Here is a 23,898-nt window from a genome sequence, read left to right as displayed (position 1 = left end):
CTCCCTCACCTGAATAGAATGGCAACACTTTGGAACAGAAGCAAATCAATCTCTCAGAGCTCGAAAGAATGTTCGATGAATTGGCCCAGCAAAATTGGACCTCTTCGACCCAGTTTTTATCGCAAGAGTTCTGTCGTTCCCTCGCCCAAGAGTGTCAAAATCTTTATGACAAAGGCTCTTTCCGCCAAGCTTCCATCGGACGCGGAGCTACAAAAGTCACGCACACTGAGATTCGTGGTGACTCCATTCTGTGGATTGACGAAAAAAACGCCACGCCTCTGCAAGCGGAGATGCTTTCGATTTTGCAAACTCTTTTGCAACGGCTGAATCAGAGTTTCTATTTAGGACTCAAAAGATTTGAAACGCATTTTGCGTGGTATCCTCCGGGCGCTTCTTATGATAAGCATATCGACAACCATCGAGGTTCAGGAGCACGAAAGATCACTTTCATTCTGTACCTCAATGAAGCTTGGCAAAAAGAGCATGGTGGCGAGTTGAGTCTCTATCACCCCGAGAATGAAAGTAAACTTCTCGCGCGGATTGAGCCTCAATTGGGCACCTTCGTTCTTTTTCGAAGCGATCTCTTCCCTCATCAAGTCGAGAAGAGTTTTGCCAACCGCCTCAGTATAACGGGCTGGTTTAGGGACGACGCATCATGAACTCGCTATTAAAAGAAGTCATCTTCACCCGCCTTCACGCCCGTTTCACGATTCTTCTTTGTTCGTTGATCGCGGCGGTGCTAGGACTTTTGGGGCCCTTCTTTCAAAAAGAGTTTATCGATCAGTTGACCGGCGTGCACAGCCAGCTGCACCTGATCCACTTCGACAGCCCTTTGACCTATGTCATGGGCGCTTTTCTGTGCGTGCTTTTGGCGCAAGGTTTTTCGCAACTGACAAACTACCTGAGCGTGCGTGAGTCGCTTTATATGCAAAAAGTTTTTGCCCAAAGATTGTACGAAAAAACTTTGCACTTGCGCGTAGACACAATGAGCGGCCGTCCCGTGGGAGAGATCGTTTCCCTTTACGCGACAGATGTTCAAGGTGCCACCGTATTCCTGGATCAAACACTTCCTGCCGGAGCCTCGACTTTATTTCCGTTGATCCTCGCGCCTTTTGCGATTTCGGTTCTTTTTGACGTTCCTCTGTGGCCGACCGTTTTGCTGATGATCACCATCGCGACATTCAACACCTTCATGGCGTTTCGTCAGTCGAAGTTTTTTTATCGCTTCAAACAATTAGCGGCAGAGCGTATCGGTCTTGTGAACGAGTGGGTGCAAAACATTCGCACCATTCGCATCCTGGGCTGGACTCGCCATTTCGAGAAAAATATTTTCGCCAAACGTATTATTGAAACCCGCAATCGTGTTTTGATGGTGACAAACGGCCAAGTGATGAACTCCATTTCTTCTTCGATCACATTTATTCTGAATGTGGTCGCTTTAGGCACATTGGTTCTTCATTCCAAACATCAAATGACCAGCGGAGAATTGTTGGCGCTCCTGTGGATTGTCGGTGTGTTTCTGACTCGGCCTTTCCGTCAGATGCCTTGGTTCTTTACGTTTGCTTTTGACTCTTGGACTTCGCTTAAACGTCTGGAAGATTTTCTTTCGACAAAAAACAACGAGACAGCTCCGCCCACATCGCCGTCCTTGGAAAAAACCGAAGCCCGTCAGGATATTTACTCGTTGCAAGTGCGCGGTTTAAATCTTGAGATTGGCGGAAGAAAAATCCTGCAAAACATCAACCTCGATGTAAAACACGGCGAGTTTGTTGCCGTCGTCGGAGAAGTCGGCGCCGGAAAGTCGATGCTGCTGCTGTCTCTTTTAAAAGAAACCGGAGCTCGCTTTCATTATTATCAATTAGGAAAAATCAACGCTTTGGATGCGCCCCTCGATGAAGTGCGCCAACATTTTGCCTATGTTCCGCAAGAGGGCTTTATCATGAACGCCACCCTGCGCGAAAACGTGGCCTTCGTTTACGACATCGAACCCGAGCGCGATCCCATGGTCGAAGAATCGCTGAAGCTTGCACAGTTTGATTTATCTACAGAGCGCGTGGAAAAAGGCTTAGCGACGGAAATTGGCGAACGGGGCGTAAATCTTTCGGGAGGCCAACGCCAACGTGTGGGTTTAGCACGCGTGCACTTCCATCAAGCCCCTATCATGCTTTTGGATGACTGCTTAAGCGCCGTGGATGTCGATACCGAACAAAAACTTTTTGAGCAGTTGCTCTTGGGCGCGTGGGCGGAAAGAACGCGTCTGCTTGTGACCCATCGTTTGAGCGCTCTTCATCAAGTCGATCGTATTTTATTCATGGAAGAAGGCCGCATCATCGACCAGGGGACTTTTGAAGAACTTCTGTCACGCAATCAAAAGTTCCGCGAATACACAACGACCGTCGCCAAAGAAGCCAGCGAGAAAAAACAGGAGGCCTCTCATGTCTAAACGAGAAGCTAAAAAACCTGTGCGTGCAAAATATCTTTCCGACGGTGAAGTTCACAAAGGCGGCTATAGCAAAACTCTTTTTGAAACTTTGAAATTTGCTTATCAACCGTTTCTTGCGCGTATTCTTTTTTGTTTAATTATCGGTATTATCGGTCGCGGTCTTTTGCTGGGTAATACAAACGTGATTGGTTATTGGGTCGATACTATCGTCGGAAAATCCAATCCTCTTTCGGGATTTACCTCGGCGCAAATTATCACTTTGCTTTTTGCGATGGCGATTACAGGTTTTGTTTTCACCTTGATTTTCCGTGTGAGTTTTTCGCGACTTTCGGCGCAAGCGATTTCTTCGTTCTATGACGAAGTGACATTGCGCACCTCCCGCCTGCCAATGGGATTTTTTGATAACACTCCAGCGGGAAGAATCATCACGCGCTTTTCGAGTGACTACGGTAACGTCTTCCGTCTTTTCGGAGGACCTTTAGCGGAGTTTATCTCGATCATCTTTGATCTTACGATGATGATCGCATTGATTACCGTCGCAAATCCGATTTATCTGGTTTTTGTGGTGTTCATCGGCTTCATGAATTACGTGGTTTACAAACTTAATCAGCAAAAACTGCGCACGTCTCGACGTGAGCTTTCTGCAAGCCGCTCGCCAAGCATTGCGCATTTTGCCGAAACGACGCAAGGTGCGAGCACGATCCGCTCTTTCCGTCGGCAGCGCTCCTTCGCCGAACGCTTTGAAAGACTCGACCGTCACTTCTTAACGCAGAAAATGAACACGACGAAAAGTCTTCTGAGCTTTTCTTTACAAATGAACAGCCTGACCGCGTTTCTTTTGTTGATCACGGGTGTGTCGGCGTACTTTATGGTGGAAAAGGGCTGGGCAACCGTGGGCTCTGTCGGCGTGGCGTTTAGCTTTATCGCTCTTTCCGGAAACACGGTGCAGATGTTCTTTGAATGGTTGACTCAGTTTGAAGAAGCCATGATAGGTGTTGAGCGCTTGGACCAATACATGCGCATGGATTTGGAAAAAGGCAGCCTGCTTCCTTCCACTGCGAAATTTGCGACAGGACACCCGACTTACGCGCCCTCTGTAGAGAAATATCTTGAACACCGCCAACTGACAGAAGATCGCAACGCTTCAGTGCAAGTCCAAGATGTTTGGTTCCGTTATCGCGAAGACCTTCCTTGGGTTTTAAAAGGCGTCAACTTTGAGGTGAAGGCCGGTGAACGTTTAGGCATCGTCGGTCGCACGGGCTCGGGCAAATCCAGTCTGATTCAGGCGCTTTTCTATCTATACCCTGTCGATAAAGGCCATATCTCGATCAACAACCATCAACCGAAGCTTGCCGAAAGCGCCAGCGGTGTCGATCTTAACTTGTATCGCCAGTCGATGTCTTTTATTTCGCAAGAGCCGATTCTTTTCCAAGGCAGTTTGCGTTTTAATCTGGATATTGAAGGACAGATCTCTGACGAGCGCCTGCTTGCCGTTCTTGATCAAGTCGGATTGCGCGAATGGGTGTTAGGTCAGCCCGACGGCCTTATGATGAAGATCGAAGAACGCGGTAAAAATCTTTCCCTCGGGGAAAGACAGCTTCTGTGCATGGCCCGTTGTCTTTTGCAAAAAGCGCCTATCGTGATTATGGATGAGGCGACCAGCTCTGTAGACCCACAGTCCGAAGAGATCATGGTGAAAGCCACAGAAGAGTTTTTCTCGGATCGGACGCAAATCATCATCGCCCACCGTCTTTCAACGCTTGCAAAGTGCGATCGCATTTTATGGTTACAGAATGGCGAAATTGTCGCTCTGGGGCCGACACAAGAAGTGCTGCCGCGTTTTAAAAATGCAGAACTGGTCTAAAAAATAAGTTTGCTCCGACCGATGAAAAGGAGTATTTCATCGGCACACAACATATTTTTCAGCCATAGCGGAGCACGGTGATGGAACATAACAACCAAGCCGAAGAAGAAGTTCAGAGTGAAGACTCCGTTTTGAGTCTTTCTGAGACATGGTCCGCGCTCAGTCCCGATGAACGTCGAGAAAAATTCAAAGAACTTCCCCGCACTGAAGCTGAGGAGCTTTTCTTAAGTCTCAAGACCCATGACCAGGCTGAACTCATCGCGGAAGCCGCTCCTTTAGAAAAACGTTCCTGGATTCGCCTGCTCGCGCCCGATGACGTGGCCGATCTTATTCAAGAAATGGGCTTGGAGTCCAAAGACGATCTTTTAAGTCTTCTTGATCCCCAGACAAAACGTGAGGTCATCGCGCTCTTGGCTTATGCCGAAGATGCGGCCGGTGGTCTGATGAGTTCCCGTTTCGTTCGTCTTCGCCCCGACATGACCGTGGATGAGGCCATCAGTTACATTCGGATTCAGGCAAAAACACACGTTGAGACGATCTATTACGCTTACGTTTTGGATCAGGATCAAAAACTTTTGGGTGTTGTTTCTTTCCGTGAATTATTCTCTGCAGCTCCTGGCAAAAGAATCGCCGAGATCATGCACACCGATGTTTTGAAAGTCCCTGTTGAAATGGACCAAGAACAAATCGGACGTATCTTTTCACAACAAGATCTTATGGCCGTTCCCGTTGTCGACGAGCAAGGCATTATGAAAGGTATCGTTACGTTCGATGACGTGGCGACAGCGATTCAAGAAGAAGCGACTGAAGATATTCACAAAATCGGGGGTGTGGAAACTCTTGATGCGCCTTATTTGAAAATCTCGATGCTTGAGATGATCAAAAAACGCGGCGGCTGGCTTTTGATTCTTTTCCTTGGGGAAATGTTCACGGCCACGGCAATGGCTTATTACGAAGATGAATTGGCGAAGGCCGTTGTGCTTTCCATGTTTATTCCGTTGATTATCAGCTCCGGTGGTAATTCGGGTTCGCAAGCTTCGACCCTGGTGATTCGTGCGATTGCCTTGGGTGAAGTTCGTTTGCGCGACTGGTGGCGTGTCCTCGGTCGCGAAATCATGACCGGTGTCTGCCTGGGTGCTGCACTGGGCGCGATTGGTTTTATTCGTATTATGCTTTGGCCTAACCGCGAAAGCCTTTACACCGCTCACTACATGCTGGTTGCGGGAACTGTTGCTGCGAGCGTCGTCGGCGTCGTTTTATGGGGCACAATCTCAGGCTCCATGCTCCCCTTCGTTCTTAAAAAAGTGGGCTTCGACCCGGCCTCCGCTTCCGCTCCAGCTGTCGCTACTCTCGTCGACGTGACCGGTCTCGTGATTTACTTCACAGCCGCCCACATCTTCCTTCACGGCGTCCTCCTCTAGGTACCCGCTTCCCTTTGCAAATCGAAGGTACACGGTCGGAAAAAGGTACCAGGTGCCTTTTTCCTAGAAGCTGATACCGAGGGAGATATAGGATTCGTCGAATTTACCGGTGAAGCCAACATCCAATTCTAAATATTTAAAATCTGCGAAAATCATTCCGAAGCCATGGCGATCATATTTTTCAAATTTGACGGACTTAACTCCAAGAGCAAGGTAGCGGGGGAAGAAATTGGTGCTTTCAAAATACCAGGCATATCCCATGTATTCTCCCGAATATTGCATATCATCACGGGAAGAAGAAAAGGATTTATCCACACCGAGAATAAGACGATCCCAAACATACATTTTTAGGTCGGCAGCGGTGACTCCGTCGTTGATACTCTTTTCGGCAGTATCAATGTTAAATAAGACTCTCTTAACGCCGATTTCCACCCGCGAGGGCATGGAGCCTTCAAACAGAGATTTATCTTTCTCCTCCGGCGCCGCCGTGAGCGCTTTGACTTTATCGGGATGAACCATCATCGCAATACTACCCGCATAACGATGCACATTCTTTTGCGAGACTACGCCGACAACTTGACCCTCTTTATTTAAAACGGGACCACCGGAGTTTCCTGGCGATACCGACATATCACTAAGAAAATTCTTGTCAGAATTTATCTTCGTCACAGTGCCGCGCGTGTAGTTAAAAAGCATATCGAAATTCAAAGAGGATCCACGAATTCCAAAAGGGTGTCCTATGGTTGTTAATTCATCTCCGACTTTAAGCGCACCTGTCGGAGCTAAAACTAACGGTTTTGTTTTCACTGAAACATCGAGCTCAAGAATGGCAAGATCGTTTTGGGGATCCCAGCGGCTCACCTTGGCTGTCTGTTGGGAAATGACTTTGTCTCCTTCTATCCACTGCACAGTAATCGGGCGAAGAAACTTCACACAATGCTGAGCCGTCAGAATTAAGGTCGGAGAAATCAAAGCGCCCGAACAAATCCCGCCCATGGTGCGAATGACAGGAATAGCAGGTCGAGCGGATTCGTAGACCTGACTCCAGGTCTGCTCCGCTCGTGCTGAAGATATAAAGAGAAAAGAAATAACGAGACCTTTGCTGAACAAACTCATGCTGCCCTTCTCGCTGTTAAATCTTTACGTTTTGATAAGGCCTGACGTCCAATCGCGAATCATCGCCAGAGTTCCCTGTTTTGCATTGGCAAACTGAACTCCGTAAGATTGATTTTTCTCGCACCATACGACTTGCCCTTGCACCTCGATCACTTCGTGACCGTCAGGGCTTTGGATACGCATAGTAACGATGCCGCCTTTATCAAGAGCTTGATCCGTATTGAATGACAGACCACCTTGTGAAATCGTATTCACAGAGCCGACCAACTCGCGGTCGCCAACCATCACACGAATTTCTGAACTCATCTTGAAGCGATCATAACGGCGTTTGTTTTTTGGATCGCGCACACGCAGCACTTGCCATACAACCAACGGCATTGCGAGAAGCCCCAGGACAATAGCTATCGGCGCATTGCCCCCCTGACCAGAGCCAGGACCGTTTTTCGTGATGTCCATCACAAGACCGCAACCGCCTCCGCCGCCGGCAGCATCCGAAGCGACCGAGCGCTCAGGTTTGTACGTCGGCTGAGCCGCCGCTGCCGTCACCATTTGTTGCGCGGATTGAATCAATGACAAAGCATCGATACGAGCACTCGTAGAAATATAGCCGTTCAACCAACCGCTTTGGCGGCCTGTTGCTTGAATCAGTTCTTTCATTTGATAACCCGAAAGCCCCGGAGCTTCACGGAAAGCCAAAGCGGCCATACCCGAAACAAGCGGAGCCGCCATACTTGTTCCTGACATGCGCATCGTTGTATTACCAGGCACGGTACTTAAAATACTTTCACCGGGGCTCCCGATATGCACACGAGATGCTCCGTAATTCGAGAAACCGGAAATATCATCAAAGCGTGTAACCGAAGCCACCGTCAAATTGCTTGGAACAGAATAGTTCGCGGGATACATCGGCACACTGTCATTGTTATTTCCATAGTTACCGGCCGCCGAAACGATCAACACTTGATGATCGTAAGCATAAACCAATGCATCTAAAAGGCCTTGGCTGTAACTGCCTCCGCCCCAAGAGTTATTGATCACACGTGCGCCATTGTTAACGGCATAATAAATCGCGCGAATCGCATTCGCGGTAGAGCCCGTCCCGTCGGCACCTAAGAACTTCAAAGGCATAACGAGGATTTTTGACTCTGGCAAAGGATCCGCGAAAATATTCAGACCTGCACCCACGACGATACCTGCAACGTGAGTTCCGTGATCGTCGTCATCGATAAAGTTATTCGTGTTGTTAATAAAGTTCCAACCGTTGATGTCGTCGACAAAACCATTTTGGTCGTCATCGACGCCGGGGCGACCCTTGTCTTCAATCTCATTCACCCAAAGAGCGCCCGTCCCACCATTCGCGACAGGTTTAAAGACGTCATGAAAACGGTCTAATCCCGTATCCACGATCGCAACAACAACTTTTCCTTGCTGATCTAAAGGAGTTTGCAAAGGCCAGGCATCCGCAACGCCGACATTCGCAGACGACTGCGAATAATCATTAGGACTTGTCGAGGCAAAAGCTGAAGCAATGACCTCATCATAACTGAGTCTTTGTACAGGTTCTGTCGGTGCCACTTCATTTTTTTCAAGAATGTAGTTGGGCTCAATATACTCGACGTCGGGATCGTTTTTAAGAGCTTCGTAATTGACCTTTTCCCCCGCGCCGGTTTTCAAAGAAACCTGCATGATTCCCAAACCTGGGAACGAACCTTTAAAGGAGGCCTTACCGGAAAGCTTGGAATGGGCGACCGCCAATCCCCCCGCAGAGGCTTTAAATTTAATAAGGTATTCGCCCTCAACGACTTTAGGTTGATTCTGAGCCCATGCGGACCCGCTGACGAAGCTGATTGAAATAAAAAGACCCTTTAGAATCCGTTTCACCGGTTCTCCTTTGACCCAGATCTTTTCGGTCGGAAGTCCTGGAGGGTTGAGGGAAAATCATGTCTCATTTTGAGAAGAGCGTAAGAGCTTGAAGACGCTCGACTATGCTGATATTAATTTTTTTCCGATATTAAAAGAAGGACAGGACATCTAGCTATGAAACAACTCCAAAAAATTTTCTTGCAAGGGCTCGTCACCTTCTTACCAATTGCACTGACAATTTATATCATCTATGCGGGTATCGCGATTGTCGATAGCTTCCTTGGAGACGCTCTTCGCCGTGTGCTTCCCGTTTATATTCCCGGCTTAGGATTTTTGCTCACGATCCTTTTGATCTTGTTGCTCGGCTTGATGCTTAACAACCTTATTGCGGGCGGAATCTTCCAAAAGTTGGAACAGCGCCTTACGCAAGTTCCTTTCATCAAAGCGATCTACAGTCCTTTGCGTGACTTGATGAATTTGTTTTCAAAAGGTGGCGGTCCCGGCGGCTTGCAAAAAGTTGTTTTTGTCGACATGGGGGAAACCGGCATTCGCGTGCTCGGTCTTGTCACACGCGAAAACTTCAAAGACGTTCCTGCCATTGAACAAAATGCGGGTGATCGTATCGCCGTTTACGTTCCAATGAGTTATGGTTTGGGCGGATTTACTTTGATGGTGCCTCGCAATCGTATCACTCCTTTGGATATGCCGATTGAAAAAGCCATGAGCCTTGCGATCACCGGTTGGGTGAAAGCCGACAAGAATGAGGGAGACAAACACTAATGTCCGTATCTCCGCAAGAAACCACTGTGGGAAAAGCGCTTAAAATCAATAAAGACGTCAGTCGTTATGGTGCTTTCGCGGAGATTGGTGCGGGTCAGGAAGTGGCTCGTCATTTCTTCCAAGCTGGAAAAGCTTCGCAGACAATCGCAAAAACAATCTCTGCCTACGACATGATCGTCAGTGACGATATCTACGGTCGCGAAGCCAATGGCCGTTACGTTTGCGAATCGCGTCTGCACAAAATGTTGGGCCACGAATACAATCTTTTAGTAGATCGCCTTAGCAAACACCGTGGAGCGACGACTCGTTTCTTTTCTTTCGCTAACACAGTCGCGACGGCCTCTTCGGGAAGTTCGAAGCAATCTCACGGTTGGATGGGAGTTCGCTTTCAAACTGAGCCTGGCGGCCCTGCCAACGATATCATTCTGCACGTGCGCATGCTGGATAAATATCGCCTGCAACAACAAGAATCGTTGGGTGTTCTTGGCGTCAATCTTTTGGACTGCGCTTTTTACCATCTCGACAATGTGGAAGAGTTTATTCCCCGTCTTGTGGACGGCCTCAAAGAAGGTCAGATCGTCATCGATGTGATCAAGTTTGAAGGCCCGGCGTTGCAGCACTTTGATGCGCATTTGATGAATCTAGAGCTTGTACGCCGTGGACTTGCTGAAGCGATCTTGTTCTCTCCTAAAAATGAAATTCTTAATGTTTCAGATGCTGTCTATGGCAAGTCCCTGCTTATTCAGCGCGGGACTTTCCGTCCTGTCACGAGCACGCATTTGGATGTTTTGCAAAAAGGCCTTGTGCAAATTCGTGATGACGTCCAAAAATCCGAAGGCAAAGAGCTTGAGATCCTGCCGATCATGGAGCTCACGATGCACAACCTGCAAACGGATGGACATATCAACGAGAAGGACTTCTTAGCCCGCGTTGAAGTTTTGACGTCTTTGGGTTTTCACGTTTTGATCTCCAATTTCTTTTTATTCTACGGTTTGAAGCGTTTCTTACGCCGCTACAACCCGCATTTTATGGCGTTGGTTGTGGGCGCAAGCCATCTCAATAAACTTTTCACAGAAGAGCACTATCAAGATCTTGAGGGCGGCCTTCTCGAGGGAATGGGGAAGCTTCTTGAGCAAAAAACGAAGCTGTACATTTATCCGCACAAGACGCCGAACCTTTGTTTGACGGCGCGAAGCTTTTTCCCGAATCCGCATCTTCGTCATGTGTATTCTTATTTTGTCGAAAACAAGCAGATCGTGGACATCTCCGGTTGCGATGAAACGGATGATTATCTGCACTCCGCTGACGTTATGAAAATGATTGAGTCCGGCGATCCGAAGTGGGAGACCTCCGTTCCTCCGAAGGTCCGCGACCTCATCAAGGCCAAAAAACTTTTCGGCTATAAGTAATTTACCCGGCTCAACTCCCCAAGAAAAAAGCGCCGAGATCTTCGGCGCTTTTTTTATTACTTCTCTGCTCTTTTCGTGAGGAACTCGATCAAACATTGAACCGGCTGACCGCTGCCTCCGCTGGACAACAAAGCACCTTGAGCTTTGTCGGACCAAGCATACACATCTAAGTGCGCCCATTTTTTTCCGCGCACGAATTTTTGTAGGAACAACGCCGCCGTGATCGCGCCACCGAATCCGCCACCGGAGTTTTTAAAATCCGCAAATGGCGAAGACATCTCGCCCCAGTATTTTTCAAACAACGGCATACGCCAGTTGAGGTCGCCCGCGCGCTGACCTGCTGTCGTCAACTCATTCGCCAAGACGTCGTCGTTTGAAAACAAGCCCGCGATCTCTGAACCCAGTCCCACTTTAATTGCGCCGGTCAAAGTCGCGACGTCAATGACGTACTCGGCTTCGTCAGCGCCTTTTGCCGTACATGCGACATCCAAAACATCGGCCAAAACCAAACGGCCTTCAGCATCGGTGTTGTCGATTTCAACACGCAAACCGTTTCTTGCCGTGATCACATCACTTGGACGGAATGCTTTACCGTCGACCGTGTTTTCAGCCAAAGCCAAATAGAAATCCACAGGTCCTGGGTAATTGCTTTCTGCCACCCACAAAGCCAAACCGATAACGCTGGCAGCTCCGCCCATATCTTTTTTCATCAAACGCATTGCTGACGAAGGCTTGATATCCAAACCGCCCGTATCAAACGTGATGCCTTTACCGACGAAGGCCACTGGTTTTAGTTTTGATTTCTTCGTAGGACGGTATTTCATGTGAACCATGCAAGGGCCGTTTTCGGAACCTTGACCGACAGCCACATGCAATCCCATGTTTTCTTGAATCAATTTTTTCGTGTCCCACACGTTCACTTTCAGAGTTTGCGGGAATGACAATTGTTTCATCGCGATTTCAGCAAACGTTTTCGGATTCAAATCGTTTGGCGGCAAGTTCACCATGTGGCGCGCAAAATTGACAGCGCGAGCGCGGATCATCGCCTCTTTCACTAAGGCTTTGTCCAAACCCCCACCCAAAGATTTTTTGATCGCAACACGCGGCAGATCCAACAGCTGCTTTCCATCCACGAACTGACGGAAGTTATAAACGGCAATATCCAAACCGACCAGCGCGCCCAAGTCTTGAGCCTCTTCGGTGCCGTGGAAATCAATGACAACCGCTTTTAGATGATGCGCTTTAAAGTGACTGACAAGGGAGCCAAACTGATCACGCGCCCATGCATAGGAAGCTTCATCAATCAAACCGTCGTGCCCAACGCTGGTTTTTTTACGCGAACGCAAAATCCACACAGGCCCTTGCTGGCCGACAAAATAAACAAAATCTTTGTCATTCGTTTTCAACGAGTCCGCTTGCCAATCCAAAGAATGCTGCTTCACCAAAGACGAAAACTTATTCGAGTCATCCACGCCCAGGAAATAGACGAATCCCGTCAATTCATTTTTAACTTTAAGTTCCTTCCCGAAGTCGAAAGTTTCAATCCAAGATTTAAATTGAAGCTTGTTGGAGTTCTTCGCGGGAGCCGATTTTTTAGCCACTGTATTTCCTCACTTTTAGTTTGTGATATGGGTGAAAAATTCCGTAAAATCATAATATGACGTGGACAGAGACCACAAATTTAAAATTTTGCTTACTCAATGCAGAGAATCTCTTTTTGATGTTCGATGTGGTCCCGGGTAAGGAAGCCTTAGACTGGAAAGAGGCGCAATGGCAGCGCCTTTCCACCTCCATCTATGAGAATAAGTCTCTGAAAAAAACTTCGGATATCGCGAAAGCCCTGAAAGAGATCAACGCGGACGTTATTATGCTCTGCGAAGTGGGCGGCTTTGAATCGCTTAAAAACTTCAACCAACTCTTTATGGATGACGCGTATTCGCCTTGTTTGATTGAGGGAAACTCTGAGCGCAATATCGACGTCGGTTTTTTGATTCGCAAGAATCTGCCTTTTTATTTTGATCTTCAATCGAACAAACACCGACCGATCAATTACCTCTACCCGCACGAGCGCCAAAGCCTTGAAACCGGTTATCCCGTCAAAGGCAAAGTGAACGGGAGCCACAAGTTCTCGCGCGACGTTGCTGAGCTACGTCTTTTCACCGTGGATAAAGAAAAACCTTTCCTCACGATTTTGCTGGCGCACTTAAAGTCCCGTTTAGATCCCGAGAATATTGACCCCAATGGTTTCGAGCGCCGCCAGGCCGAGCTGCGCACTTTGCTTGAGATTTATAAAGAACTGAACACTGTTCATCCCGATCTTCCGGTGATCGTTGCGGGAGACTTCAATGGCAACGCGAGCCTCGTGAACACCGACGAGGAATTTAAGGACATCTACTCGACCACCAATCTGAAGGACGTGCTGGAAGTCATGAATCTGCCGCAAGCAGAACGCGCGACTTTTTATCAAGTCCGCAACGGCTCGCGCGCAGACGGACGACAAATTGATTTTGTCTTTCTTTCACCGTCACTTCATTCACACATAAAACCGGGCTCCGCTTACGTCCACAGATATAAGGATGAGTTCGGTATGCCACATGACATTCCCCGCAACATGGATGCCAAACTTAGTCTTCCTTCGGATCACTATCCTGTTGTGTTTGAAATTGAGAACTTGAAACTCAAATAAGAATTATACGTCGCATCTGCATTTGTCATGATCTCGCCCGTTGACCTTTCAAAGTTGCAAACTTATTCTTTATGACACTATGGCAATGCAAAAAACCGCGGTACCAGAATTTGTTATCTCCACGAAAGTGGTCTACGTTCCTTCGGAATCAAAACCCGAACAAGGTTATCACTTTTTTGCTTACAAAATTTCCATCACAAACAAAGGCACAGCGCCGGCGCAACTGATGAGCCGTCACTGGGTGATCACGGATTCTCGTGGACACAAAGAAGAAGTGCGCGGACCGGGCGTTGTGGGAATGCAGCCGAAAATTCAACCCGGCCAAACTTTTGAGTATGACAGTGCGTGTCCCCTTAATGCCTCTGCGGGCAGCATGCAGGGACGCTATTACTTCGTAGCCGAAAGCGGAGAGAGCTTCAGCGTCGAAGTGCCTGAATTCTATTTAATTGCTCCTCACGCTCTCCACTAAATTACAGGGTCTAGTTTTAAGAAAATTGCTGGAATTCCTCAAAAAGTCAGTGCTATACCCTTCCCGAATTTGAAGGGAGCAAGCATGGCTTGGTTCAAAAATCTTCGCCAATTATTAGGACTGCAAAAGCCTGAGCCGATGTGCTTGTGCATGGTCGTTTCTGAACAAGAAGGCGCAGAAATATGGCTTGATGGAGTCAAAACCAATTTCGTTACTCCCAAGATCGTCGCGATCCCTAAATCCACCGACATAAAACTGACGATCAAAATGGTCGGCCACCATGATCACGAAGCGGTCGTCAGCAGCCCGCACACTTTAACCTATTATTATTGCAACTTAGAGCGCATCCCTCTTAGACTCATCTCTAATGAAGTCTATAGATCTGCCACTCTCTAAAACAACAAAGCGTCTTATCATCCGCCCACTCGAAGAGTACGATTTCGAAAACTGGGCCCAAGCCCACTCTTCGATGCGCTCCCCTCAAAACGAATGGGATGAAACCAACTGGGATGACTCCGAACTCACACTTAAAAAGTTCAAAGCCATTCTTAAAGAGCAAAAACAAAAACGCAGCGCCGATCACTTCTATGACTTCGGCATCTTCCGCAAAGACGACGGCATTCTTATCGGCACCGTCAGCCTGATGGATATCTCCAGAGGCGTCTTCCAAAACGCTTACTTAGGTTATCGCATCTACAACAACTTCTGGGGCCACGGCTACGCCCAAGAAGCCTGCAAAGCCGCTTTCCATCTCGCCTTTAAAAATCTAAAACTCCACCGTCTCGAAGCCGGCATAGCACCCTCAAACAAAAAATCCATAAAAACAGCCAAAGCCTTGGGCCTGCGCAAAGAAGGCCTGAGCAAAAAACGCCTCTTAGTAAATAAAAAATGGAAAGACATGCTCATCTACGCCATCACAAAAGAAGATTTAAAATCAAAGTAACCCATTAATAACTCATCCGTTCTGAATTTTTTTGAGTCTTACGGGAAAATTCAAAAACTTAGTTTCCCACGAAATGAAATGATTCGAACGGAGCAAATCCTTGGTTCTTCCGCCAAGCTGCCTTTCCTAGGCTGCCTCCTCTCTAGCGAGTTCCACAGCGCCAAGAAAAACCGGCCATAGCAATCAGGAAACTAAAAAAGAAGAACAAAGAATGCCAGAAACCGAAAAGCAAGCGCGAGGACTGTCTGAGCGTAAGAGGAGGCAGCCTAGGAAAGGCAGCTTGGCGGAAGCACTAAGGACTTCGCATGAACGTCTTCCAACCATCCGCACCACGTTGGTAAACATAACGCTCATGCAGTCTCCCCGAAAGCCCAAACCAAAACTCAATCTCAGTGGGAATGACTCTCCATCCGCCCCAGTGCGGAGGCCGAGGCACAATCTGTCCATCGAATTGTTTTTCGTATTCGGCGACTCGACGAGCGAGCCAATCACGATCAGGAATAATCTCACTTTGGTGGGAAGCCCAGGCACCGATCTGACTTAAACGTGCGCGAGTGGCGAAGTAAGCATCGCTTTCCGCAGCGGAAATTTTTTCGGCTTTACCAGTGATACGGATTTGTTGCCACAAAACGGGCCAATGGAAGTTAAGACACACGTTTTCATTGATTTCGATGTCTTTGCCTTTATGGCTGTTGTAGTTGCCATAAAAAACAAAGCCCCCCTTCGAAACCTCTTTAAGGTAGACGATTCGAACGGAGGGCACACCCTCTTCATCCACCGTGGCCACCGACATCGCGTTGGCCTCGGGAACTTGCTTTGCCATCGCCTCTTTAAGGAGGCGATCGAAATGCTGAAAAGGATCTAAAGTAATATCGATCATTACTTCTTCTTTTTAGTATCTTGTTTAACGATGTCGATCAACTCAACGTCGAAAACAAGAACTGAATTTGGCGGAATACCAGGACGGCCAGATGGACCGTATGCCAACTCAGGTGGGATGAAAAGTTTTGCTTTGCCGCCCACTTTCATCAATTGAAGAGCTTCTGTCCAACCAGGGATCACACCGCCTACTGGGAATTCCGCAGGTTGACCACGATCGTAAGAAGAATCGAATTGTTCGCCGTTCGTCAAAGTTCCTTTGTAGTGAACTTTTACGACGTCTTCTTTCTTAGGAGTTGCGCCAGTACCTTCTTTTTCAACGATGTACTGAAGACCTGAAGCTGTTGTTTTCACGCCAGCAGCAGATTTGTTTTTCTCCAAGAATTCTTTACCAGCTTTAGCATTACCTTCAGCCGCTTCTTGTTGTTTTTTCATCGCCATTTCTTGAAGCTTCATCATTGCTGCTTGCATGTCTTCTTTAGACATTTCATTTTTACCAGCAGATGCATCTTTCAAAGCTTGCGCCAAAGCGTCAGCATCGAAATCGATGTTTTGTTGTTTCAAGTTGCCACCGATTTGTTGTCCGATAGCGTAGCTCGCTTTTTTCATATCAGTATCGAGCTTCACTTTCTTTTGGCAAGCCGTTGTGAAAGCCATTGCAGCTACAACGAGACCACCAAGCACTACCTTATTCATGTTGTCTCCTCTTAAAGGTTGTTAAATTGCTAACGACATATCTTGCGCTGGTTTCTTGCTTTTTCAAACAGTTAACGCAGGGAGTTTAGGTAGGTGCTTGCGAACTTTTAAGGAATTCAAAAGCCTCAGAGGCCGGGCCTTTAAAGGCGACGCGAACTTCACGCCGTTGCAGGGAGCCGAGATAGAGCGGGTCATAGTAGTAACTAAGCAGCTTCTCAATCCATACTTTATTGAGATTCACGGTATTGTTGCGCCAAAAATCCAGCTCGGCGGCTTCAATATCCGTCAAGATTTCCCTTGCACGCAAGCCCCCGAGCTTGCGCGAAATCACTTGCACCGCCGTTTTGTACTTAAGGAAAACCTTGTTTACTTGCGCGCGCAGGATCTCTGCCTCTTCCGCGCATCGCATGGTCTGCGCATGAGCCATTCCAATATCCGTGCTGAGAATATAATCATGGAAAATATTGTCCACGCGTTTTTCCAAGGGCTCATCCAGCCACAGAACTTGCGAAGAGCGCAAGCGTTCAAAGAAAGACGTTGGCTGATACACCTGCCCGATCATACGACTTTCATCTTCAACAAGCGGCCTTGTGCTTGTCGCAGTTTTGTCCTCAATTTTAAGAAGATTTACGGCCAGTTTGTTTTCAAAATTAATCTGCGTCGGCTGGGCTATTTCTAAAGAACCAAAAGCCGACCCGCGATGATGCGCGAGAGCTTCCAGATTCACTGTCGGATAGAAGCTTTCGACCGTCTTCAAAAGTTCCGTTTTCCCGCTCCCCGTGGGGCCTGAAACCACCAGGAATTCTTTTTTCTGAGAGAACTCGTCAATGGTACTCATTAAAAACTGGCGCGTGACTTTATAGCCACCGACAATCAAAGGCCGCTCGACACCCGCTTCTTTGAGCCACTGCTGCGTGATCTGCGAACGCTTTCCGCCACGAAAACAATAAATCACCGCAGAGGGATTTTGCTCAAAAAAAGCTTTCCAAGCCTGAACACGTTCTTCCTTAACAGGCCCTGAAATCAATTCGTACCCCAGCTTGACCGCGGCGGCTTGTCCCTGTTGTTTGTAAGTCGTTCCGATCAGAGCCCGCTCGGCATCGTTAAGAATAGGTCTGTTCACAGCGCCGGGTAAATGTCCTTGAGAAAACTCAATAGGCGCACGCACATCTAACAAAGGTGTATCGTGTAAAAAAAGATCTTTGAGATTTTCGACTTTGATATTCGTGCTATTCAAAAATCACCGCTTTATCTTGGCGAGGCAAAACCTCTCCAATGATCTCAGCAGATTTGAACTTCGCACGCAAGGCCTGAAGAACGTCGTGACTGACTTCACGAGACACGCTCAAAAGAAGGCCTCCGCTGGTTTGCGGATCGTGTAGAAGAAGCTTATGAAGTGCATCCAGACCGGAAACGTCGATATCATTTTCAGTATAAGCGGCGTTCGTACGATGCGCTTTCGTTAAGAAACCTTTTTCCAAAAAGGCCAGCGCCTTACTAAAGCGCGGCAATTTTTCAGAGTGAATTTTTAAGCTGACCTGACTTGCTTTTGCCAGCTGCATGGAATGCCCGGAAAGACCAAAACCCGTGATATCCGTCGCCGCATGAATGTGTTCCATCAAAGGTGGAGTCAAATAATCGACGGCATTATTCACGGTTGCCATGCTTTGCAAGGCATCCATGATGTCGCTTTCTTGCGACTCTTGGCGCTTCAAAGAAGCGGTCATTGTTCCCGTGCCCAATGGCTTTGTAAGAATAAGATGATCCCCGGCTTTTGCTCCCGCATTGGTCCAGACAAAACGCGGATTCACAAAACCTGTGACTGCCAGGCCAAATTTCAACGTGTCATCATCAATGGAGTGACCGCCGACGAAGTTGGCATCGGCTTCGGCGATCTTATCACTCGCGCCTTGCATCACATCGACGATCACTTCTTCCGGCATCGTCGCGATGGGAAATGCCAAGATCCCCATGGCGGTTTTTGGACGACCGCCCATAGCGTAAACGTCACTCAGAGCATTGGCTGCGGCGATTTCACCAAAAAGTTTGGGAGTATCAACAATAGGAGTGAAAAAATCGAGAGTTTGCACCAACGCGACATCGTCGTTGACTTTGTAAATCGCGGCATCGTCAAACAATCCTCCATCCACCATCAAAGCCGGATGCGCCACAGGGAATTTCACCTGTTGCAGGATTTTTCGCAATTCAGAGGCGGCCACCTTCGCAGCACAGCCTCCCTTTTGCACAGTCTGAGTCAGCGCGATTTTTTGCGAGCTCATGATTGTTTATTTGGATCTTTTTGCTCTTGCGCTTCACGCTCTTGATTCAAAGGCTTTTCCTGATTCTGCGTGATTTGCTTGTTCACGTCGCGCTCTTGCGAGTGGTCTTCGTTCAGACCTTTTTTGAAACCACGAATGGCTTCGCCCAGAGAACGTCCCAAATTGGGAAGCTTGCTAGGGCCAAAGAGAAGCAAAGCAATCGCGCCGATGAGAATAATTTCTGTCCAACCAAGATTCATAAGGTCTCCTCGTTACAAGCTCAAAACCCTACCATAAGCCCTATTGCACGGCAACAAAAGGCCGTGCATTATATTTCAAAGGGAGAAAACAAAATGCTTTCCTTCATCATGGTCTTATTCCTTATGGGTGACGCTCAGGCCCAAAGCAAACTGAACACTAATCTTTACGAACAAGAACCCGAAAGGGACAAGACAAAATCGTTTGCCGCCAAAGTGCGCGTCGTCCGCGAAATTAGCGATGAAGTTGAGGTCTTTTTTGAAGGCGATAAAGCTAAAGGAGCCTACACTCTCCCCCGCTCTGCACAGCATTATGGCAAAATGCTCAAGGATCTTGAGAAAAGTAAAAAAGCCGGCGGTCCTTCCGTGAAGGTCACGGCGGATGAAGACAAACGAATCAAATCCGTTGAAATCAATGAGTCGGGAGACACACGCGTCCCTGCAGACCCGAATAAGCCTTGGGACTTTGGAAAACCTGAATAAGTCCTGATTCATCTTGCATAGGCGCTCGGGAAGTGAGATTTTCACTCACTCCATGGATAAAACTCGGGCGCAATGGTTCAACCTAAGCTGGCTATATATCAAACGCATTCTGATCGTGAATGTGGTTTTTCTGCTTATTGGAACTCTTTGGCGCGCGGCTTTTTTAGGGCTTTTTGGAAACTCTCAAGAACTCGCGCAGCTTCGTAGCGATGTCTTTCACGCCTTCATTTTGGGCGCACGCTTTGACAGCACGGTTTTATTTTATATCAACGCCATTCCTCTGCTTTTGCTTTTATTTTTCAGCTTGTTTTCCTTTTGGCAGGGATTTGCTCCGCAGCTTCACAAAATCTTTGCGCGCTTTACGAAATTCCTTATCCCGTACTATGCGGTGATGCTTTTCATCGTCACGTTTATCTCGGCGGTGGATCTGGGTTTTTACAGTTTCTATCAAGACCGCATCAACGTTTTGATTTTTGGCTTTATCGAAGATGACACCTTAGCGCTTGTTAAAACCATGTGGCGCAACTACCCTATCGTTTGGATTTTTACGGGGCTGGCGATTTTTTGTTATTGTCTTTGGAAGGGTTTGAAAATCAATTTCACCCAAGGCAAAGAGTGGTGGCCAGCCGACGTTCAAAAAATCTCCTATCCTGTTTTTGTTTTTTTCTTTTTCGTTCTTTTTGTCGTCAATGGTGTGGGCGCGCGCGGGACCTTGGCTTTGTTCCCGCTCAGCGAAATGGATACCGGCATCTCAAAAAGTATTTTCGTTAATCATCTGTGCTTTAACGGCACCCGCGCATTTACCCGCGCGATTGAGCTGAAATCCCAGCAACAGTCCCAATGGGACAGCAATTTAAAACACTATGGTTATGGCGAAAACTATCGCCAGGCCTTTGCAGATTTTTATCAAATTCCCGTAGAGCAAGTGCCGGAAGATCCTCTCAGCCTCATGAAACATGTCACCCCCAAAAATGAATGGGCGGAAAAAACCCGCCCGCATGTTGTGGTTCTTGTGATGGAGTCTTTGGGGTCTTACTGGCTGCAATACGACAAGCAGGATTTCGACCTTGTCGGCGATTTTAAAAAACACTTATCCGAGGACACCTACATCACAAACTTTCTTTCCAGCACCAACGCCACGATTGGAAGTTTGAGCTGCTTGATGATTGGCTCCCCGCAAAGACCGATCAGTGAGTTTCTGACCGAGAGTGATTATCTCCAAGTCCCCTTCCGCACAAGTCCCGCGCGTATTTTCAAGCAGAACGGCTACAAGGCGCGCTTTCTTTACGGTGGCAACCCCGGGTGGCGCGAAGTAAATAAATTCGCTCTGATGCAGAGTTTTGACACCGTTGAAGGTGAAGCCGAGATGACCGAGAGTCTCGGTGGGCTTAAAGAAAAACATGACTGGGGCGTTTACGACGAAGACGTCTTTGAATATGTGTTTAAAAGTTTGAGCGAAGCCAAAGAACCGCAGTTTCTTTTGACAATGACGACAACCAATCATCCGCCGTATCAACTGCCGGCAAGCTATGCAATCCCGGCGCTCAACGCCCCCGAGGAATTGAAAGCGCGCCTCATCGGTGAAGCGGCCTTGGCGGAAAAACGCTTTCGCACGTATCGTTATTCCGCTGATAAACTCGGCGCCTTTTTGAGTCGTATTAAAAATTCTCCGCTCAAAGACAAAGTGATTATCGCTGTCACCGGAGATCATACGTTTTGGATTGTGAACTTCTCAGAGCAGGAACTTTTGCAGAAAGGCGCCGTGCCTTTTTATCTCTACACTCCGGCGGCCATTCGTAAAAAACTGGAAGCGCAAAGCTTTGGTTCGCATGCGGATATTGCTCCGACACTTTACAATCTCGCTCTTTCCGAAAAGGAATATTATTCGCTTGGACGGGATTTATTTTCCCCTGCCGGAGATTTTGCCGTGAATGCCTCGCATCTTATCGTCGATCGATCCGGCGGTGTTTTGGCTGCGGGAAATGCGAACGACGATAAAGCTTTGGATTGGCAGGGAACTTATGAAAAGTTAGTTCCAGGTGAACTCACCGGGCATAAAAAAGATCTGTCTTTAAAATACAAATCACTCATGGGCGTTCTGGATTATTACTTTATGAAAGAAAAGAAAGGATCACACTCAAATGCGGATTCTCGTCGTTGAAGACCAAGTCAAAATGGCGAACTTTCTTAAGAAAGGCCTCAATGAGGTAGGTTATGCCGTTGATATCGCGGAAAGCGGAAGTGCGGCCGAGTCCTACATGGCGCAAGGTGATTACGATCTCGTGATCCTTGATGTGATGTTGCCGGATCAAAGCGGCATCGATACGGCTCGCCACATTCGCCGCGATGGCTATGAAGGACCGATCATGATGCTGACGGCTCTTTCCACAACAAAAGACAAAGTGCATGGATTGGATGCGGGCGCTGACGACTATTTGACGAAGCCCTATTCTTTTGACGAACTTCATGCACGCGTGCGCGCGCTTCTGCGCCGAAAAAGTTCAAGTACTGGAAACAATTCGAACGTTTTAAAATACGCCGACTTGGAGTTGGATTTGATCCAACGAAAAGCCCGTCGTGCGAATCAAGAGATTTCTTTAACGACTAAAGAGTTTGCTCTGCTCGAGTACTTTATGCGCAATCCCGAACGACCTTTGGGTCGCGTTTCGATTGCAGAACATGTCTGGGACATCCATTTCGATTCCGAAAGCAACGTGATCGATGTGTACATCAATCTTTTGCGTAAAAAAATTGACGCTCCTTTTTCGAAACGTCTGATTCATACAGTTGTCGGCACAGGCTATGTTCTTAAAGAGAATTTATAAATTCTTTTCCGGCTTCAGCATTCGTCTGCGTCTTTCGCTGATCTTCGTCCTTATTTTCGGAGCGACGACGATCTTTTTTAACATGTTCCTTTTCCAAATGATGATCGACACCCTTCAGCAGGACTTCGATGACGCTCTTTTCAATTACTCCGTCGACGTTTCCGAAGGGATCGAGATCGGCATCAAAGGGGACTTAAGTTTTCCTCCCCTGCGCTTGGACCATGGAAAAATTCTGCCCTTTCCCTTGGGAACCGCTTTGATTCAAGTTCGTCATAGTTCCGGCGCCGTGCTTGCGCGTGTGGGAAATTTCGGTGAGTTCAATCCGCCGTATAAGAAAGATTTCGAGCGTATTTGGAAAGGCGAAGAAGCCACCTATCGCACCATTGAGCACATCCGCAATATTCCCTCTGCGGAAGCCGATTCGTACCGTTTGATTTCTTTCCCGCTGGATAACGCCGCAAAACCTCAGCTTCTGTTGCAAATTGCAGTTCCGATGACACTTCTAGAAACTCAGATCAGCCAGCGTCTGACGTTATTGCAAATCGGCATTCCGTTTGTCTTGTTGATTGCGACAGCCGGTGGTTTGTTTCTATCAGCACGCGCTTTGACTCCGCTGAACAATATGATCAACACGGCGAAAGAGATTAAAGCCAGCGAACTTTCCCAGCGCGTTCCGATCCCTAATGCGAACGACGAAATCAAAAAACTTGCGCTGACTTTAAATGAAATGCTCGACCGGATTCAGCAGGCCTTCCTCAGTCAGGAGCGCTTTGTCGCGGATGCGTCTCACCAGCTTTTAACACCGCTGACAATCATGCGTGGCGAGCTTGAGCTTTTGAAAAAGACCGAAAAAAAAGACATCGATCAATTTATCAAATCGGCTTTGCAAGAGGTCGACAATCTATCGAGCATTGTGCAAGAGATGCTTCTGCTTGCGCGCGTTGATGCTGGTATCGGCGCCCTGAATTTGCAGGACCTCGCTTTGGATGAGTTGGTGTTTGAAGCGGTTTCCCGCTGTGAGAAATTGGCGAATTCAAAAAATATTAAGCTGAAGCTAAACATCAATAATGAAACAGCGGACGATCGCAAAATCATTCGCGGCGACAATGATCTGCTTTTGAATCTTATGGTGATCGTGATTGAAAACGCCATTAAGTATTCACCGAATGGGGAAGTCGTTTCACTGACACTGAACTATAAAGATGAAGTCAGTCTTTTTATTGTCGATGACAACGGACCGGGAATTCCAGAGGAACAGCTTCCTCTCATTTTTGAACGTTTCTCGCGCGGTTCGAATGTGGGCGTCCGAGTTAAAGGCTTTGGTCTAGGTTTGGCGATTGCTCAAAAAATCGCCATTCTTCACAACGCGAAGCTAAGTGCGCAAAATCACTCAGGATACGGCGCGCGATTCAGCTTTGAAATTAAAAACATTTAATTCCCTTTTAATCAGAGTTTTATCCCTATTTGCTAGCATTTTCCCTGTCCGATTGAAGCTAAAACATAACC

The 23,898-nt window shown here is 47.6% G+C and carries 22 protein-coding genes; 14 read left to right on the top strand and 8 right to left on the bottom strand.

Annotated elements, in window-relative coordinates:
• The first annotated feature begins 29 nt into the window (after window positions 1-29).
• From QJS83_RS07335 to mgtE, 4 genes are all read left to right on the top strand, one after another.
• Window positions 30-659, top strand: coding sequence for a 2OG-Fe(II) oxygenase (locus QJS83_RS07335; protein WP_284608520.1), 630 nt, complete (start codon window positions 30-32; stop codon window positions 657-659).
• A complete protein-coding gene (locus tag QJS83_RS07330) occupies window positions 656-2,443 on the top strand; it encodes an ABC transporter ATP-binding protein (RefSeq protein WP_284608519.1) in 1,788 nt (595 codons plus the stop codon). The genes QJS83_RS07335 and QJS83_RS07330 overlap by 4 nt, the downstream gene beginning before the upstream one ends.
• A complete protein-coding gene (locus tag QJS83_RS07325; protein WP_284608518.1) occupies window positions 2,436-4,307 on the top strand; it encodes an ABC transporter ATP-binding protein in 1,872 nt (623 codons plus the stop codon). Before QJS83_RS07330 ends, QJS83_RS07325 begins: the two co-directional genes overlap by 8 nt.
• 80 nt (window positions 4,308-4,387) lie before the next feature.
• Entirely contained in the window at window positions 4,388-5,728 is a 1,341-nt protein-coding gene (gene mgtE, locus QJS83_RS07320; protein ID WP_284608517.1) for a magnesium transporter, read from the top strand.
• A gap of 63 nt (window positions 5,729-5,791) precedes the next feature.
• Here mgtE and QJS83_RS07315 read toward each other — a convergent pair whose 3' ends face one another.
• Window positions 5,792-6,844 carry a S1 family peptidase gene (locus tag QJS83_RS07315; RefSeq protein WP_284608516.1) on the bottom strand — a complete coding sequence of 351 codons (1,053 nt, stop codon included), beginning with the start codon at window positions 6,842-6,844 and terminating at the stop codon, window positions 5,792-5,794.
• A gap of 24 nt (window positions 6,845-6,868) precedes the next feature.
• Entirely contained in the window at window positions 6,869-8,725 is a 1,857-nt protein-coding gene (locus QJS83_RS07310) for a S8 family serine peptidase (RefSeq protein WP_284608515.1), read from the bottom strand.
• Between the two features lie 156 nt (window positions 8,726-8,881).
• Here QJS83_RS07310 and QJS83_RS07305 point away from each other — a divergent pair, with 156 nt between their 5' ends.
• Both QJS83_RS07305 and QJS83_RS07300 read left to right on the top strand, forming a co-directional pair.
• Window positions 8,882-9,487: a DUF502 domain-containing protein gene (locus QJS83_RS07305; protein ID WP_284608514.1), complete on the top strand. Its 606-nt coding sequence runs from the start codon at window positions 8,882-8,884 to the stop codon at window positions 9,485-9,487.
• Window positions 9,487-10,896 (top strand): hypothetical protein, encoded by a 1,410-nt coding sequence (locus QJS83_RS07300; protein WP_284608513.1) that lies wholly within the window; start codon window positions 9,487-9,489, stop codon window positions 10,894-10,896. Before QJS83_RS07305 ends, QJS83_RS07300 begins: the two co-directional genes overlap by 1 nt.
• Before the next feature lie 56 nt (window positions 10,897-10,952).
• On the opposite strand, the gene QJS83_RS07295 is transcribed toward QJS83_RS07300, so the two are convergent.
• Window positions 10,953-12,497, bottom strand: a complete 1,545-nt coding sequence (locus tag QJS83_RS07295; RefSeq protein ID WP_284608512.1) for a leucyl aminopeptidase family protein — start codon at window positions 12,495-12,497, stop codon at window positions 10,953-10,955.
• Window positions 12,498-12,616: 119 nt separating this feature from the next.
• Between QJS83_RS07295 and QJS83_RS07290 the strand changes: the two genes are divergently transcribed.
• The 4 genes from QJS83_RS07290 to QJS83_RS07275 all read left to right on the top strand — a co-directional run bounded on the left by QJS83_RS07290 (window position 12,617) and on the right by QJS83_RS07275 (window position 14,994).
• A complete protein-coding gene (locus tag QJS83_RS07290) occupies window positions 12,617-13,582 on the top strand; it encodes an endonuclease/exonuclease/phosphatase family protein (protein ID WP_284608511.1) in 966 nt (321 codons plus the stop codon).
• 79 nt (window positions 13,583-13,661) lie between these two features.
• Window positions 13,662-14,051, top strand: coding sequence for a Co2+/Mg2+ efflux protein ApaG (gene apaG / locus QJS83_RS07285; protein WP_284608510.1), 390 nt, complete (start codon window positions 13,662-13,664; stop codon window positions 14,049-14,051).
• Window positions 14,052-14,135: 84 nt separating this feature from the next.
• The gene (locus tag QJS83_RS07280) at window positions 14,136-14,447 is read left to right on the top strand and encodes a hypothetical protein (RefSeq protein ID WP_284608509.1); all 312 of its coding nucleotides are present in this window, start codon (window positions 14,136-14,138) and stop codon (window positions 14,445-14,447) included.
• Window positions 14,419-14,994, top strand: a complete 576-nt coding sequence (locus tag QJS83_RS07275; RefSeq protein WP_284608508.1) for a GNAT family N-acetyltransferase — start codon at window positions 14,419-14,421, stop codon at window positions 14,992-14,994. Before QJS83_RS07280 ends, QJS83_RS07275 begins: the two co-directional genes overlap by 29 nt.
• Window positions 14,995-15,286: 292 nt before the next feature.
• On the opposite strand, the gene pdxH is transcribed toward QJS83_RS07275, so the two are convergent.
• The 5 genes from pdxH to QJS83_RS07250 all read right to left on the bottom strand — a co-directional run bounded on the left by pdxH (window position 15,287) and on the right by QJS83_RS07250 (window position 19,087).
• Window positions 15,287-15,874, bottom strand: coding sequence for a pyridoxamine 5'-phosphate oxidase (pdxH, locus tag QJS83_RS07270; RefSeq protein WP_284608507.1), 588 nt, complete (start codon window positions 15,872-15,874; stop codon window positions 15,287-15,289).
• The gene (locus tag QJS83_RS07265) at window positions 15,874-16,569 is read right to left on the bottom strand and encodes an FKBP-type peptidyl-prolyl cis-trans isomerase (RefSeq protein ID WP_284608506.1); all 696 of its coding nucleotides are present in this window, start codon (window positions 16,567-16,569) and stop codon (window positions 15,874-15,876) included. The genes pdxH and QJS83_RS07265 overlap by 1 nt, the downstream gene beginning before the upstream one ends.
• Before the next feature lie 85 nt (window positions 16,570-16,654).
• A complete protein-coding gene (mnmH, locus tag QJS83_RS07260; protein ID WP_284608505.1) occupies window positions 16,655-17,806 on the bottom strand; it encodes a tRNA 2-selenouridine(34) synthase MnmH in 1,152 nt (383 codons plus the stop codon).
• Window positions 17,799-18,848, bottom strand: coding sequence for a selenide, water dikinase SelD (selD, locus tag QJS83_RS07255; protein WP_284608504.1), 1,050 nt, complete (start codon window positions 18,846-18,848; stop codon window positions 17,799-17,801). The genes mnmH and selD overlap by 8 nt, the downstream gene beginning before the upstream one ends.
• Window positions 18,845-19,087 carry a Sec-independent protein translocase subunit TatA/TatB gene (locus QJS83_RS07250; protein ID WP_284608503.1) on the bottom strand — a complete coding sequence of 81 codons (243 nt, stop codon included), beginning with the start codon at window positions 19,085-19,087 and terminating at the stop codon, window positions 18,845-18,847. Before QJS83_RS07250 ends, selD begins: the two co-directional genes overlap by 4 nt.
• Before the next feature lie 93 nt (window positions 19,088-19,180).
• Between QJS83_RS07250 and QJS83_RS07245 the strand changes: the two genes are divergently transcribed.
• The 4 genes from QJS83_RS07245 to QJS83_RS07230 are packed head-to-tail and all read left to right on the top strand — an operon-like array spanning window position 19,181 to window position 23,827.
• Window positions 19,181-19,567, top strand: a complete 387-nt coding sequence (locus tag QJS83_RS07245) for a hypothetical protein (protein ID WP_284608502.1) — start codon at window positions 19,181-19,183, stop codon at window positions 19,565-19,567.
• A 52-nt stretch (window positions 19,568-19,619) separates the two neighbouring features.
• Window positions 19,620-21,728, top strand: a complete 2,109-nt coding sequence (locus tag QJS83_RS07240) for an LTA synthase family protein (RefSeq protein ID WP_284608501.1) — start codon at window positions 19,620-19,622, stop codon at window positions 21,726-21,728.
• Window positions 21,709-22,392 carry a response regulator transcription factor gene (locus tag QJS83_RS07235; RefSeq protein WP_284608500.1) on the top strand — a complete coding sequence of 228 codons (684 nt, stop codon included), beginning with the start codon at window positions 21,709-21,711 and terminating at the stop codon, window positions 22,390-22,392. Before QJS83_RS07240 ends, QJS83_RS07235 begins: the two co-directional genes overlap by 20 nt.
• Window positions 22,370-23,827 (top strand): sensor histidine kinase, encoded by a 1,458-nt coding sequence (locus QJS83_RS07230; protein ID WP_284608499.1) that lies wholly within the window; start codon window positions 22,370-22,372, stop codon window positions 23,825-23,827. Before QJS83_RS07235 ends, QJS83_RS07230 begins: the two co-directional genes overlap by 23 nt.
• The last annotated feature ends 71 nt before the right edge of the window (window positions 23,828-23,898 follow it).

The sequence above is a fragment of the Bdellovibrio sp. 22V genome (assembly GCF_030169785.1).
Classification (GTDB): domain Bacteria; phylum Bdellovibrionota; class Bdellovibrionia; order Bdellovibrionales; family Bdellovibrionaceae; genus Bdellovibrio.
The sequence above is the reverse complement of the archived record's forward strand: the minus strand, read 5'-3'. Positions and strand labels throughout refer to the sequence as shown.